Below are 14,687 nucleotides of genomic sequence, written 5' to 3'. Positions count from 1 at the left end.
CTAAAAATCTCTTACTCGCATAATTATATTTCTGTCTCTACTATCCGCGCTGTGATGGTTCCCTGGTCTATCGTCACCACACGATAATGCGGCGCCTGAAGAAGACGAACTACTTCATTCTTCAGGGTGGCAAACTGATATGAGGTTGAACGCAGTCCATATGTCGGTATCCCGGCGGCGACTGTCTCATACGTAACATGAGCGTGGCCGCTGAAAATACCCAGGACGTGTTTCTGATTCTGCTCTACCATCTTCCAGAACGCCTGAGCTTCCTCGGGGATGGGCAGAAAGGAATCCATGAAAGGATCGCCAGTGGGGACAAGATGATGATGGGTGAAAATCACGCAGGGCAAGCCAGTACTCAAAGAGCTTTCCAGAAACGCGATCATCTCAGGATGCGCCTTAGCCACGCCTCCGGGCCCCCAGTCAAGGCAGAGGAATTGGATGCCTTTGTGCTGAAATGCCACGTGCATCAACGTGTCTGGAGGTGTAGTTCTAGAAAAAAGATGGGCATAGAAGTTCTCGCGGTCGTCGTGATTACCAGGTAAGAAATACATCGGACAGTCCCGCAGTCCTTCGATGGTTACTAATGCTGGACCAGGAGCAGCGGCGGCGGGCCGCAATTGGAACAACTGGCAGAATGTGTGATACGAATCTGCACGATCTACCAGGTCTCCAGTTGAAACTAAAAAATCAAACTGCTCATGCTCAGCGATATGCCGTAAAACAGCACGCAATGCCTGGGCTGGATTGTAGCCATGCATCAATGTATCTTCGCGTGCGCCTAAATGATGATCAGTAATTTGGACAAACGTAAAAGCCATGTGGTTCTCCCTGCATAGAAATAAAATTACTTAACTATTATATAAAATAAAATTTTATTTCTGTCAAGGTTTTTTGATGAAAAATTTCAGACATCGCCGTACTTCGCGAACGGAAGGGGGAGTGGAGCCTTCCCCGAACGCAGCACCGTATTTCCAAAGGCGGCACCTGCCGCCAACACCTCGATCATGACCTGATCAGGTCCGACCTGTGGCTCTTCTACCTCTTCCACCTGTAACACTTCCGGTGGACCAAATTGACGAGAGGCTTTGCTGGAGTTGACTGAAGAACGCGGTATTGAGGCGCTGACCGCCGGGGAGATTGCGGAACGCGCGATGGTCAGCCGATCAGCATTCTATCGCTATTATCAGGATAAATATGCCCTGGTTGAACAGATCTTCGAGAAAGATTGCTGACGCCTTAGACCATACCTGGATGGGACAACGGTACAAAGGGCACAACTACAACTGTAGGATTAGATAAAGACTACATGTGACAAAGTGTTTCAACCAGGGCCGTATGCATTTTTGTGCATAAAGTCAGGCAATACAATCCCATATCCTCAGTAAAATTCCACTGGATGACTTTAGCCTGCAACGTCATCTTCCCTCAAAAGAAACGCTTCTCGCGAGCGGCTGAAGCATTTCTGGCGCTATTATAAAATGGATAACGCTCTGTAGAAACCATTCAAGAGGATGAAACGTGGCATAAACACAGCTACAACAAACTTTGTAGTAACATGTTGGAGGGAAGCAATGCAAGAGAGCAATACTCATACCCAAATATTGCGTGTGGCAGAATTGAAACCTGAAACCATCCATAAACAACTCGGCTCGCTCTTTGAGATGAAAGACATAGAGATTACCCTGCAACCATCCCAGGACGCAGTGGATATTCATCTTACCAGCCAGTTGAAGGATAAACGGGAAGCCAAACAGATGCTGGATACCGTAGAACAAAAGATACGCGCCAGGCTGGCTGATTATATCTTTGGGACAGGAGATACCACACTACAACAGATTATCGGCAAGCTCCTTGATGAACAGAAATTGACTGTCGCCACGATAGAATCTCTGACAGGAGGGCTTATCGCCAGCGCACTGACTGATGCCCATGAAAGTTCGGCCCATTTTCTCGGCGGGGTTGTCGCATACAGTACGTTGCTCAAAGAGCGCATGGGTGTACCACATGAGACGATGGAGCGCTATGGGGTGATCAGCAACGAAACGGCTATCGCGATGGCGAAAGCCGTCAAGAAAGCTCTGGATATCGAAATTGGTCTGGGCATCACTGGTGTAGCAGGACCTGACAAGCAAGAAGATCAACCAGTAGGAACAGTGCATATTGCCGTGGCAGGACCTTACGGCATATTAAGCTGTATGGGCTCTGAAAAATGTGCCGGGCTCGACCGCGAAGAGAATAAGCAGGCGGCAACAATTTCAGCCCTCAACCTGCTCAGGCGCTATCTTGAAAAACGGGGAGACAAGCAGGAACAAAATGAGGATCCGACGCTCATCGATAGCAAAATAACGCAATCAACATCGTAACAGATGCTGAGCAACGAACCCTGCGTACAGTGAAAGGAGATTCAACTTCAAATCGGAATCCCTTTCACTTTCCCAAAAGATTGGCTTTAATTTGATAGGCTTACTTTCCCCATGATCCAGAGGCCAGAAAGCCATAGCGTCCCAGCTTTGGATGGCTATGCCCTTGGCTAGTATATATGGCACTTCATTGTATCCGATCCTGGAGGATTACTGCCATAACGATAAGAGTAACTATTCAGAAGGGAGTATCGCCACCCAGAGTCGCTTGGGAGGCACATCGAAGACCTGTCTGGTTTCGGGAATGGAGAGAAGAAAGCTGTGCAGGGGATATAGTTCGCTCTGTAGTGAATATATCAGGGAATAAGCTGTTGGTGCGAGCAAGAGCAAAAGCCTGGTCACGCACCAGCAACCTGATAGATGATGAATCTCTCGTTCAGGCCAGCGCCCCATCGTGGATGTTTACGGTGCGATGGGCCGCGCTGACAACATTGCGATCATGGGTGGCGACCAGTAAGCCAACACCTGTCTGGGTGACGATATCGCGCAGTAGTAGGATGATATTTCTAGCCGTCATGGAATCAAGATTTCCGGTCGGCTCATCGGCAATCAAGAAACGGGGGCGATGGACAAGTGCGCGGGCCAGGGCCACACGCTGCTGCTCTCCGCCTGACAGTTCCATACCGCGATGCTCCATTTTATCTTTGAGTCCGACACGCTCGAGAACTTCCTGGGACAACGTGCTTCTTTCTCTGGCTGGCACAAGCAGCATACGGAGCGCGATTTCAACGTTTTCGCGCGCGGTCAGAACCGGGACCAGATGGGCATTCTGGAAGAGCAGGCCAACTTTCTCACGGCGCAAGGTTGCTCGTTTTGCTTCGTTCAAAGGCTGCAACGATTGTCCCAGAATCGCAACCTCGCCCTGAGTGGGATTGTCCAGTCCCACCAGGATATTGAACAGGGTACTCTTGCCGGAGCCTGAGCGTCCCTGTAAGGTAACAAATTCGCCTGACTGAATAGTGAGATTGATGTCACGCAGGACCTGAATCACCGTGTCACCACTCCGAAAGGTACGGCTGACGTTCCTTGCCTCGACAACTGCCTGCGCCTGTGGAACCGTATTGCTTTGCTCCTGGATAGGATATTGCATCATCTTTCTCTTCCTCTCGCAATTATTGCTGGATAACAGGGGTTGGATAGAAATCGTTCGCAGCCATAGGTACAGGCCATAATTGAATGTGTGAGCGGGCCGTGCGTACAAAGGCTCGGCCACTGAATGGGAGATGTTCCAGCGCGTTTTGTGGAAGCTGTAAACGTCCAACGCGATCAACCATAATAGTCTCACGATGCGAATGTGCAGGCAATCCAATCACTGCACTGCTATGATTAGCCAGGTTGCCAGGGAGTCCTTGATAAATTTGTTCCCCCATGCCCGCAGGCCAGAGTTCAATATGGTCAGGCGCAAGATGGACCTCGGCACGTCCCCGTAAAGCGACACGTTCGAGAGCATCAGCAGGCAGTTGCAGTAGACCAACCCGATCAATAAAAATCGTTTCCTGATGAGTCGCTTCTGGCAATCCAATCACCGCGCTACTCTGTGCTGGTTGAAATGCCGAGAGAGCGTCAGGGATGAATGGTTGCTGCTGATTGATAGGCTGCTCACGACGGATTGTCTCTGTGCTTGTGCGTCCATCCCGAATGGCAATTGTACGATCAACCTGAGTGGCAACGGCGATGTCGTGGGTGACAATAATAATCGTCACTCCCAATTTTTGATTGATGGAGCGAAAAAACGCGATAATCTCCTGGGTGGTGGTTGAGTCCAATTCGCCAGTCGGCTCGTCAGCGAGCAAGAGCGCGGGCTGATTGGCGAGGGCTACCGCGATGGCAACACGCTGTTGTTGTCCACCAGATAGGTGGACAGGTTTCCTTCTAGCATGGGTTGCTAATCCGATTAATTCTAGTAACTCGTGTGCCCGACGTTTACTCCGGCCAGCGCTGATCCCATTAAGCATCTGAGGCAGGATTAAATTTTCTTCAATGGTCATATCGGGCAGAAGATTGCGACCACTTTGCTGCCAGACATAGCCGATGATCTGTCTCCGATAGCTGGCCCGATCCTCTTCATTCAAACGCGACAGATCATGACCTGCCACCGTAATGCGTCCCGCACTCGGAACATCAAGTCCCCCTAATATATTCAGCAACGTTGATTTTCCAGAGCCCGAGGCTCCTACAATCGAAATCATCTCCCCTTGATAGACATCCAGATCCAGACCCTGTAACGCGACCGTCTCTAATTCACCAGCTTTATAGATTTTGATGAGATTATCACAGATCACCAATTGAGTTTGCATCATTTCCTCCATGGCAGACGAGACCTCATACCTCGCCTGCCCTGTCACTATTCGTTCCGTTTCGTCCTAGTCTTCGTTGAGGCGTAATGTCTGACCTACCGCCGGTCGCGCTCCATAACCAGACATCAGGAGGAGCACAATACCACAGATGAGCACAAAGATGGCAATCATCAAACCAAACCAGGTTGTGGGAATGGGAGCGCTCTTCTGGAGCGGTAAATTGGTATTATTGAAGACGATACCAACCACCTGTAAGATGTGATCGAGCAGGCCAAAGGCCGGTGCAACTACCAGCGTGACCAGCCAGCCGACTCCCAATCCGAGAAGCAACGCAAACAGATAGGTGAAGCCTTGTTCCCACAGTAAGATCTTCGCTATCTGCCCGGGTGCCATACCCAGAGCGCGCAGAATAGAGAAGCTCATACGGCGCTGTTTTACGCTCAACCAGGCTGCCAGCCCAACGCCGATCAGAGCCAGCACCAGTGCGATGATGATGCCAAGTATGAGTATCCCTTTAAGCGCGACCTGTAATGGTTCATTTTCCGCCTGAGCAATACTGGCTCGTCGATCTTTCAAGGTCGGAAACGCCTGCCGTACCTGACTGATTGAATGGACATCCCCATGAGTACTCAACCAGAGATAGTTCGGCTGTATCTGTGCGCCATGATGATCTTTGGCATAGACGGCAGAGTAATTCTGATAATCCATCATCATATTAGCGACCTCAGAATCCGCCATATCATCCTGCACCCTGGGAAGATAATCGACTTCAGCTAAAGCGACAAAGTGAAGATTCTGAAATTGCGCATTATCCGTCGTTAACGTGAAGTGCATGCCAGGATAGAGATTCAGACGATCCCAGAGCTGGGTATCAGCAATCACGGGGATCTCATCATTGGCAATGGCTGAAGCACGGTGATCAATCAATTGATTGGTCAGAGATGGTAAAGTTTGCTTTGCATAAAAGGATTGCCAGACAGCCGTTTGAGCATAGGTACTGGCGTCGATAGCACTCACCACGACTGGTGGCACATACGTCTGCGTAACCGTCGAATTCGCGATGTCATGATAACCCAGTGTAGCGGATGCAACACCAGCAACAGAGGAATATTGATGCTGAAGATCTTTGAAGGACTGCCGGGCATTTATACCAGCAAGCTTCCCGCTGAAATCAGCACCAATTTGATAATCCGCTATTTCTTCGATGCGATACTGTTGCGTGGCAATGAATGATAGTAGATAGGTTGAGGATGCCAGCGCCAGCGCCAGCAGTAGAATCATACGGAGGGTCGCATGTGGTTGGCGTTCCATCTGCGAGAAGGCCAGCACGCCAGGGGCAGCCTTACTCTTCGCCAGCGATCTGGTACCCAGCCGTGTCAGGAAGGGATAGATGCGCAAGAAGAAGAGCGAAACAGCTAACAGCGTCAAGGGAGCCGCCAGAAATGCCAGCGGAGCCAGCAGAATTGGATCACCGATACCCGATTTGGCAAGCAGTTGATAGTAGGCAATACCAGCAACTATCACCAATAACAGGAAGAAATCCAGATAGAGCCGCTTCCATAAAGGAGTGCGATTGGGCCGGGATGCGTTGCGTCGCAGCTCGACAATATCAATCAGAGAAGCACGCCGTAGCGCCATGATCATGACAAACAGGGCAACCACAACCGTTATGAGCGCGATAAACCAGATCTGTCCAAATGTGTGCGGCAAATTACCGATCAGTGCACCAAAAGTTGATGAGGCGGTCGCAGGTAGCAGGAGTTGTCCGATCACACCCACCAGGAATATCGCACAGATAGGGCCCAACACGAGCGCAGTGATACTTAGCAAGATTCCCTGCAAGGTGAATGCCCCAAAGATATGACGTTGTGTTGCCCCACGACTCCGTAACATGACAATTGTGGCAAGTTGACCCTCAACCAGCACATTGGCTAACATACTGACCATGAATAATGCCAGCACCAGTAGAGAGACCAACAAGAGGATCACGGCCACCATCTCATAAGGCATCTCATGCTGATAAGACTCCAACTGCGTCTCTACTGGAGATATTGTGTTATGAGATATGATGTGCGCATCCTGCACAGAATCATATAAATCCGATACCAGGGTTCCATAGGGATGTATAAAAGTATTAAGATTATTACCATCAATATGTGAAAGTGAGATAGGATAGCTCCAATATACCATGAAGATCGCACTTGGATCCGTACCTGGACCTCCGCTATGCGGGATCGTATATTGGAGAGGACGCGTTGTGATCGGTGTTGTGGTTGTTTGCGCGAGAGGAGCAACGTTTGATCCGATACCAGATATACCAGAAGTAATTTGAAGCGCCGCTGAGTTAGACAAGAGAGCTGGTAGTGAGGCCAGAATGTTATCAGTTCCTCCATTCATACCTGCATAATTGTCACCAGAGGGATTCGAGATATGCCAGATATCGCTCGTAGCGGAACCAGGCGCTACGATGCCCACGACGTGCAAGCGCCAGACGGTCGAGCTAGCCGCAACGGGAAAGCGCACTTGCTGCCAACTTCCTATTTGCCAGCCAAGGTTATCAGCGACAGGCTGGGTAAGCGCGACCTCTAGCGCCTTCGCCGCCGTATGTGCCTGGGGAAGTCGTCCCTTTACCAGGGTAACGCGCTGCGCCAATGGGGCCGGGTCATAACCAAAGACGCTCACAGACAATTGAGAGACAGCTTTACCACTTCGACTATCTAGAACTTGAAGCTTAGGAGTACTGAGCGAGAGTTGAGCCCCACCAGCCAGATAATTGGACAGGTGCGCTTGAAAAACTTGATCGACACGACCACCGATCTTCTGAATAAAGGCAGGAGTTGGCTGATCAGTGGAGACATAATTTATAATCGCTGTTCCCCCTGGCTCTTGCTGGATGACTCCTTGCAAACCTGTCTGAATGGCAGTCTGCATGAAAAGGGGAACGGCACAAACCAGCCCTACACAGGCCACTATGCCACAGAAGGTAATCAATAGGATGCCCCACGTCTGTTTACAGAGATTTTTAGCGAGCAAGGTAATCGCGGGAAGAAGCGCGACACTGCGTTGTCGCTTGAGCTTTTGAGTATGGGTTACCATGAATAAGCGCTCCTTTTTATCGTCCTTTATCATAAGAAACTAGTTTATTAATAGGCATACGTAAGTTGCCAGGAACCTGATCGATAATGATAAATACTATTATTGTCACCAACCGCCCAGCCTTCATTGGAGGCATTCATGACGATTGCATACAATATGCCTGGAGAAACATTACCTGATGCTTTTGCTTGCCAGACCTCTTTGTTATATGTCAATCTTGACTGATCCTTAACAATCCATCCCGTGTATTCTGAAGTAATTGCTATTGATTGCCAGACCTCTTTGTCATATGTCAGCATTGACTGGACCCCAACGATCCATCCAGTATGTTCTGAGGTAATTGCTACATCTAATAAGTTTGGATAGAGCGTACTTCCATCCGGCGGAAACCATCGAACGGTTGACCAGACACCATCTCGATAGTGCAAGATGACGCCTTGATTTCCCACGGCCCAGCCTTCATCAGGAGAGAGAAATGAGACGCCATTCAATGTATGGTCGGTCGGACTATGGTAGAGTTGCCAGCGCTGCTGACTATAGTGCAAAATCGTACCATTTCTGCCCACAGCCCAACCCTCCTGAGCAGACACCATTTTGACACTTAAAAGATCTACTGCCACCGTCGTCGGAGTTGGGAACAGCTCCCAACGCTGATCGTGGAAATGCAGGATCGTTCCATTAAAACCAACCGCCCAGCCTTCTCTAGCGGATAACATTGCAACACTGCAAAGAATGGCATTAGTTGGTGCCTTCATTGCCTGCCAGGCATGACCATCGTAATGGGCAAGCTGACCACCATAGCCCGCAGCCCATCCATCCTGCACCGAGGACATTGAGATCGCCAGTAATGGCAGTTGCAAAGACGTATTTGCCAGCCAGCTACCATTCTGGTAATGCAGAATCTGGCCCTGCGCAGGCACAACTTTCTGAAGATGTTCCTGCTGGTTTTTCACGATCTTAAAGACACCTCCGACGGCCCAGACATCTTGAGCGGACGGCATTGCCAATCCGTAGAGAGCTGAACCTGCGGTAAAAGGTGAGGCTTCGATTGGAAAATCCCCATTGTTAGCAGAAGGAGTTGCTGTCTCCGAATGGTTGATCTCTTGCGGGAAAGGCCACAAGAGCAGTCCAATGATGAGTAAGGGCAGATAACGTAAAGCATAACGGCGCATACGAGAATGGGACTCCTTCCTGATGCTCTCGGGAGGTTTACTGAGAACTGAGTACTTGGTTATAATTCAATATCATCTAAAGAGATAAAGCCTTGTTTCAAGGCATAAATGACGGCCTGGGTACGATGGGCAAGCTGTAGCTTGGTGAGAATATTGCCAACATGCGTTTTTATTGTTTCAGGACTGACAATCATAAGTTCAGCAATTTCACGGTTCGTACGCCCCAGAGCTAGATGGTGCAAGACTTCCTGTTCGCGCTCGGATAATACTGTCGATGACTTTGTGCTCTGGGATAACTCCATGAGCACAGCGTCAGCGATCTGTGGATCAAGCAAGGATTGTCCTTTGGCCGCACTGCGAATCGCCTCCAGGAGAATCTCGGGCGCGGCATCTTTACGCACATAACCAATCGCACCGGCCCGCAATACAGCAACCACCCGTGCCTCATCGGTATAGCTCGTCAACGCCACAATTTGTGTGAGTGGAGTCAACTTACGCATGCGTTGAATTGTCTCGATCCCATCAATGCCACCCGGCATCAAGAGATCCAGTACCGCTACATCCGGAACCCATTGCTCAATAGTGCGCAAAGCCTCCTCGCCACTGGAGGCCTCTCCCACAATTTCCATATCCAGAAATGATTCCAGATAGGTGCGCAATCCGTAGCGCACCACCTTGTGATCATCGACCAGTACAACGCGAATAGTTTCCATCTATCGCTCACTCCTTTCTCGCCTTAGCGGCAACCAGCGCCAGCAAAGCATCTCAATCCCCTTCAGCAGGATCACAAGCAACCATAAGAGGCAAAAAAGCACAGCCATACTTTGCGCCCAATGATTCCAGTCAAATGTAAAAATCCTGGCATTGAGAGTGATGATCCCCCGATATATGCTGTAGCCAATCACGCTGGCCCAGACGAGCAAATCCAATCCGATCTGCCGCGCTTGCTTACGGATAAGTTTTCGTCGCTCCGATCGGGTCAACTTGCGGCTATAGCGCCAGCGCACAACGTAATAGTGTACCGCCAGCACCAGCACGAACGCAGCAAACAGATAGAACAATCCAGCAAACAGCCAATAATAGTACTGCGAATAGCCAATATAGCATGTACCAATGATGAGGAAACCAATCAAGAGCTGATCACTCTGAGCCACCAACGATAGATGCTGAATATGCTTGCTCCCCATGCTTAACGCGACCTGCATACGCGAGGTTTGCGCCATGAGCCAGGCACAACCAGCACCGAACAGACACAGGATCAGGAGCGGGCGAGCAAGACCTATGGGTGTATAGAGCAAGACACAGGCCGCTGCCACATCAATCATGCGTAGACCAACCTCTAACATGAGTTGAACACGCTTCATAGACTTTCTCAGCGCGGGTTCCTCCACCTCAGGTATGCGCTCTGGCGCTGCCTGCTCCGCCAGAGGAATAGCAATCTGTATCGTTGTTCCCGTGCCAGTTACACTCCAGATCTGAACTGTACCATGCAATGCCTTGATACGTTCCTGGATATTCTGCATACCCATGCCACCAGCATTGGACTGTTTCGGCATATGAGAGATATTAAAGCCTTGCCCATCATCTCCAATTTCCAACAACAAAAATTGTCCTTGCTGATAGAGACTTAACCATACATTAGAGGCGCGTGCATGGCGGGCGATATTCGCAAAGCCCTCCTGCACAATCCGAAATAGTACCTCTTGCGATCCCGGTGGAAGATCCTCTTCAGAAGGCAGAGTACTGATTTCCAGCGCCACGTTAGCCCCGGTACGATATTCCAGGGCCTGGCTTTGCATGCGCAACGACTCGATCAGTCCGATATTCTCTAAAGCTCGTGGACGCAATTGTTGCAACATCGCCTGCATCTCCACCTGAGCCTCACGTGCGGTACGCTCAATATCATCCAGAATGCTACGTACACGCGGCTGATCGCGTTCCCAACGCGCCCTGGCTGCTGCTGCGCTCATCGTAATGCTAAAGATCTGCTGCTTAATCGAATCATGCAGATCGCGAGCCAGACGGTTCCGCTCCTCTTGTGCAGTTGTCTTGATTACCTGTTGCATTAGCTGATCTTTATAAGCAACTGTCTGCTGCTCAACCTGGATCTGCTGACCACTACGCAACCTGTACTGCTGTTCTAGCCTGCTGATACGTTGGAATAACGTATGGAGCGGCCAATAACGGCGTAAAGCGGTCAGTTCCACCGGTAGCCCCTCCGCCAATCGATCCAGTACCACCTGCAATGCAAACACGCCTTGAGAAAGATTAGCGCTTAGCAAGAGACCCACACCACATCCAATTACCAGACTAAGCACTATCCCATAGCGAGAAAGCAGTATGGCAACCACAAAGCCAACCATCACATAACTGATGAGGAGCTGGAGAAACAAAAAAACGGGAATGCGATACATTTTTTCACGCTGCACGATATCTTTCCTCTCTATGGCTGGTGCGGGAGTATGCAGCGAGAAACACTGCTCAGTCGGTAGCCTGTGCTGTCCAGATAGTGAAACAGGCCATTGCGTTCAATCAAGATCGTCAAACACAACCATGTGTAAAGTAGTATAACAAAGTACCAGCAGTTCACCATCCCCTGTGTGGGGGATATCTCCCTATCCAGATCAAATAAGGGTGTCCACCATACGCCGCTGCTGGTGGGCACTTGACTCCTGCAAAGGTAAATAGACCTCGTTTTATTACAACGAAGATGAAGCAGGCTCAATTGTAGAAACAAAATCATGTCGTGGTAATAACAGGAACCAGAGACCAAAGAGTGGCGTCAATGCTGCCATTGTGAGAACCGCCGTTATTTGCAGTCCCGCGGCGCTGATATGTGAGCCAATCAATGAGATCGTCTGCCCACTCCACAGCAGTGCAAAGGAACGATTGAGAAAAAGAGGTTTTTTGCCAGCGACGGCGCCAGGCTGATCCTTATCAGATGTCATTTTCATAGTTTCCCCGTTCTGTGACACACAAAACCATAGCAAGCAAGAACTGTCAGGAAAGAAGGAATGGAGCAATGATGGGAGTGTCGCTGGCCAAGAGGAGGATACCAGAAAATCAGCCATGATTTCGCTAGCGAAATCATCAGGCCGGATAAGGGGATAGCAGGTATTTCGATGACAAAAAAACATGCACCCTCAAACAAGTACAGCGGCACTAGTTGAGGATAATGATGCTGGTACCCATCGGGGCACCTCCTGTCTCGAAGATCTGAATAGTGCTTAAAAAGCGAGAATAGCATGCCATGCACTACTTGTCAACCAGGGGAAACAGGTTATGCCTCATTCGAACGTTGTACGACACCTTGTTCCCAGGCAAAGGCGGCTGCCTGGGTGCGATCCAGCATATGCAGTTTGCTGAGAATATTGCTGACGTGTCCTTTAACAGTTTTTTCGCTGATAACCAGCTTCTCGGCAATAACCGCATTGCTATGTCCTCTGGCGATGAGGCGTAATACTTCGCGCTCACGCTCACTGAGATCGGTTAAAACAGAATGGGCTTCTTTCTTGACCCCCTGGATCTCTTGCACTAATCTGGCAGCAACGCGTGGATGCACCACGGCTTCACCATGTGCAGCTTTACGAATCGTAGCAACCAGTTCATCGGGTCCTACATCCTTGAGGACATAGGAGAGCGCGCCGGCCCTCAGTGCTGGAAAAATATGCTCATCGTCATGGTACGAGGTCAGCACAATTATCTGCGTCTGCGGGCTAAGCTGCTTGACCTTGCGCGTCGCTTCTACACCGCTGATACCAGGCAACATCAGATCCATTAACACAACATCAGGGGTCAATACTGCAACCATTTGTAGCGCCTGTTCGCCTGAAGAGGCCTCTCCTACCACCTCAATATCATCCTGCACTTCCAGCAGGGATAAAATTCCCTGGCGCACCAGATGATGATCGTCAACCATCATCAATGTAATCCGCTCAACCATAACAAGCCCGCTTTCCTCTGTTTATTCCTCTTTACAGAATAGAAGATTCCGGTTGCAACCTGGCAACCACTGGTCGCATAGGACAGGCAACGGTGATACGTGTGCCCTTTCCTTCGGCGCTGTGGATGTCAATATGGCCACCCAGTTCCTGTATACGTTCACGCATCGAATGGAGACCAACGCCTCCCTGCCTCTTCTGTTCACTTCGCGCTAAAACACGAGCAGGTGAGAAACCACACCCATTATCTGCGATGGTGAGGCTGATGTTCTCCGCGCTATAACGCAATTGAAGCTGGACATTGGTAGCATTGCTGTGACGAGCCACATTAGAGAGCGCCTCCTGCGCGATCCGAAAGAAGGCATCTTCGATCTCAGAGGCGATAGAGATGTTTTGCGTCGTCTCTCTATCCTGCTCCGTCACAACAGTATTCTCAAGCTCAAACTGGATAGCGATCCACGTTTGCTGATTCCAGCGCATCGCCATATCCTGCAGTGCCTGCGGTAGCGAACGGTCTGCCAGAGTGCCGGGCCGAAGTTCACGGATTAGAGCAGTCAATTCCTGTTGAGCCTGATGAACAACACCCTCAATCTCGTCCAGACGGCGCAGAGCTTTATCGGTATCGCGCTTGAGGAGCACACGTAACGATCCCAATTGCATCGCCACAGAAAATATTTGCTGCTTCACACTATCATGCAGATCGCGAGCCAGGCGGTTACGTTCCTCCGCCGTAGCAAGTTGTTGACGGGTCTGCATCAAGTGCTGCAATTGCTCTGCCATACGATCCATGCGGCGCGCCAGTTGTCCGACCTCATCCTGGGAAGCATCCCGCACAAGCAAGGAGAAATCTCCTCTGCTCCAATGATCAGCAGCCAGAGTCAGACGCGTAAAACGGCGAGTAAAGCTGCGCGCCGTAAAAAAGCCGAAGAATGTGCCAACAATACCTACCAATAATGTCAATAAGAGTATGTTTACGCCGAAAAGTGATAGCAAACGTCCATAGCTTGTCGATACGTTTGCCAGATTGAGTTGCTCAAGATGGGCGACCAATGCGCCTACCGGCCTCTGCTGACCATCCCGAATCGGAACCACGATCAACTGCATCTGTTCTGGTTCACTCAATGAGATTGCGACAACCTCTCCATTCAGAAGTGCGTGCAACTGTGTGGGCGAGACCGCCCTGGAGGGCAACGTAAGCGTAGAGGCTACTGCTGGAGGATGATCGCCCAGGCTTGCCAGTACACGACCATGGATATCAAGCACGCATAGAAATCCTCGCGTATGGGCATCCAACTGTGGCGTCACGAGCTTTCCCGAACTGGCTAACCAATGCGCGAGAGTCGCCTGGTCAGGACTGTTGTGAACGAAGAAGGGAAGTGCCTGCGTTGCCTGATTACGCAGGCTGCTAACCTGTATTTCGGCCTGGTTGAAAAGAAAATAGCCGAGCACTACCAGTACTGTCAAAAATTCAATCAATAAAATAGCAACAATGGTGATCAACGTATACGAAAAGGTCAATTTCCATTGAAGCTGTCTAAATAGGCGTTTGATGCGCTGCATGCCGTTGATCCTCCCGTCTGATATAAAAGTATAACACAACTTTATCCGCTCACATGCACCTGTAGTTCTGTTAGGGTGCCATTCATTTTTTTGCAGAGCCCTCTTGAAGAACGTGGCGCGAAAAAGTTTGCCTTCCCCATCGTTTTTGCCCCTCCGTTCGTCCCTTCCGAGGAGCAGGTTGTGGGGCAAAGGTCG

The 14,687-nt window shown here is 50.0% G+C and carries 13 protein-coding genes; 2 read left to right on the top strand and 11 right to left on the bottom strand.

What is annotated here, in order from left to right; translation table 11 throughout:
* Nucleotides 1-23: 23 nt before the first annotated feature.
* Nucleotides 24-824 carry a metallophosphoesterase gene (locus F1593_RS02855; RefSeq protein ID WP_149400059.1) on the bottom strand — a complete coding sequence of 267 codons (801 nt, stop codon included), beginning with the start codon at nt 822-824 and terminating at the stop codon, nt 24-26.
* 86 nt (nt 825-910) lie between these two features.
* Entirely contained in the window at nt 911-1,054 is a 144-nt protein-coding gene (locus F1593_RS28150; protein ID WP_172631817.1) for a hypothetical protein, read from the bottom strand.
* A gap of 37 nt (nt 1,055-1,091) precedes the next feature.
* Between F1593_RS28150 and F1593_RS02850 the strand changes: the two genes are divergently transcribed.
* Complete coding sequence (locus F1593_RS02850) at nt 1,092-1,238, top strand: helix-turn-helix domain-containing protein (RefSeq protein WP_149400058.1); 147 nt, start codon at nt 1,092-1,094, stop codon at nt 1,236-1,238.
* A gap of 339 nt (nt 1,239-1,577) precedes the next feature.
* On the top strand, nt 1,578-2,369 hold the full coding sequence (locus tag F1593_RS02845) for a nicotinamide-nucleotide amidohydrolase family protein (protein ID WP_172631816.1): 792 nt from the start codon (nt 1,578-1,580) through the stop codon (nt 2,367-2,369).
* A 433-nt stretch (nt 2,370-2,802) separates the two neighbouring features.
* On the opposite strand, the gene F1593_RS02840 is transcribed toward F1593_RS02845, so the two are convergent.
* The 9 genes from F1593_RS02840 to F1593_RS02800 all read right to left on the bottom strand — a co-directional run bounded on the left by F1593_RS02840 (nt 2,803) and on the right by F1593_RS02800 (nt 14,492).
* Nucleotides 2,803-3,519 carry an ABC transporter ATP-binding protein gene (locus F1593_RS02840; RefSeq protein WP_149400056.1) on the bottom strand — a complete coding sequence of 239 codons (717 nt, stop codon included), beginning with the start codon at nt 3,517-3,519 and terminating at the stop codon, nt 2,803-2,805.
* A gap of 19 nt (nt 3,520-3,538) precedes the next feature.
* Nucleotides 3,539-4,723, bottom strand: a complete 1,185-nt coding sequence (locus tag F1593_RS02835; protein WP_149400055.1) for an ABC transporter ATP-binding protein — start codon at nt 4,721-4,723, stop codon at nt 3,539-3,541.
* A 66-nt stretch (nt 4,724-4,789) separates the two neighbouring features.
* Complete coding sequence (locus tag F1593_RS02830) at nt 4,790-7,819, bottom strand: FtsX-like permease family protein (RefSeq protein ID WP_172631815.1); 3,030 nt, start codon at nt 7,817-7,819, stop codon at nt 4,790-4,792.
* A gap of 47 nt (nt 7,820-7,866) precedes the next feature.
* Nucleotides 7,867-8,991, bottom strand: coding sequence for a WD40/YVTN/BNR-like repeat-containing protein (locus tag F1593_RS02825; RefSeq protein WP_149400053.1), 1,125 nt, complete (start codon nt 8,989-8,991; stop codon nt 7,867-7,869).
* A 59-nt stretch (nt 8,992-9,050) separates the two neighbouring features.
* Nucleotides 9,051-9,704 carry a response regulator gene (locus F1593_RS02820; RefSeq protein ID WP_149400052.1) on the bottom strand — a complete coding sequence of 218 codons (654 nt, stop codon included), beginning with the start codon at nt 9,702-9,704 and terminating at the stop codon, nt 9,051-9,053.
* Nucleotides 9,705-11,420 carry a sensor histidine kinase gene (locus F1593_RS02815; RefSeq protein WP_149400051.1) on the bottom strand — a complete coding sequence of 572 codons (1,716 nt, stop codon included), beginning with the start codon at nt 11,418-11,420 and terminating at the stop codon, nt 9,705-9,707.
* A gap of 270 nt (nt 11,421-11,690) precedes the next feature.
* Nucleotides 11,691-11,939, bottom strand: coding sequence for a hypothetical protein (locus F1593_RS02810; protein ID WP_149400050.1), 249 nt, complete (start codon nt 11,937-11,939; stop codon nt 11,691-11,693).
* 332 nt (nt 11,940-12,271) lie between these two features.
* Nucleotides 12,272-12,934 (bottom strand): response regulator, encoded by a 663-nt coding sequence (locus tag F1593_RS02805; protein ID WP_149400049.1) that lies wholly within the window; start codon nt 12,932-12,934, stop codon nt 12,272-12,274.
* A gap of 31 nt (nt 12,935-12,965) precedes the next feature.
* On the bottom strand, nt 12,966-14,492 hold the full coding sequence (locus tag F1593_RS02800; protein WP_149400048.1) for a sensor histidine kinase: 1,527 nt from the start codon (nt 14,490-14,492) through the stop codon (nt 12,966-12,968).
* Nucleotides 14,493-14,687 lie beyond the last annotated feature (195 nt).

Source organism: Dictyobacter arantiisoli, from assembly GCF_008326305.1.
In the GTDB taxonomy this organism is placed as follows: Bacteria; Chloroflexota; Ktedonobacteria; order Ktedonobacterales; family Ktedonobacteraceae; genus Dictyobacter; species Dictyobacter arantiisoli.
This window is presented reverse-complemented; position numbering and strand designations above follow the sequence as displayed.

Bases quoted from the DNA above. Each gene is read 5' to 3' on its own strand.
- F1593_RS02855 (WP_149400059.1), bottom strand. From the start codon at position 824: ATGGCTTTTACGTTTGTCCAAATTACTGATCATCATTTAGGCGCACGC.
- F1593_RS02845 (WP_172631816.1), top strand. From the start codon at position 1,578: ATGCAAGAGAGCAATACTCATACCCAAATATTGCGTGTGGCAGAATTG.
- F1593_RS02840 (WP_149400056.1), bottom strand. From the start codon at position 3,519: ATGATGCAATATCCTATCCAGGAGCAAAGCAATACGGTTCCACAGGCG.
- F1593_RS02835 (WP_149400055.1), bottom strand. From the start codon at position 4,723: ATGCAAACTCAATTGGTGATCTGTGATAATCTCATCAAAATCTATAAA.
- F1593_RS02830 (WP_172631815.1), bottom strand. From the start codon at position 7,819: ATGGTAACCCATACTCAAAAGCTCAAGCGACAACGCAGTGTCGCGCTT.
- F1593_RS02825 (WP_149400053.1), bottom strand. From the start codon at position 8,991: ATGCGCCGTTATGCTTTACGTTATCTGCCCTTACTCATCATTGGACTG.
- F1593_RS02820 (WP_149400052.1), bottom strand. From the start codon at position 9,704: ATGGAAACTATTCGCGTTGTACTGGTCGATGATCACAAGGTGGTGCGC.
- F1593_RS02810 (WP_149400050.1), bottom strand. From the start codon at position 11,939: ATGACATCTGATAAGGATCAGCCTGGCGCCGTCGCTGGCAAAAAACCT.
- F1593_RS02805 (WP_149400049.1), bottom strand. From the start codon at position 12,934: ATGGTTGAGCGGATTACATTGATGATGGTTGACGATCATCATCTGGTG.
- F1593_RS02800 (WP_149400048.1), bottom strand. From the start codon at position 14,492: ATGCAGCGCATCAAACGCCTATTTAGACAGCTTCAATGGAAATTGACC.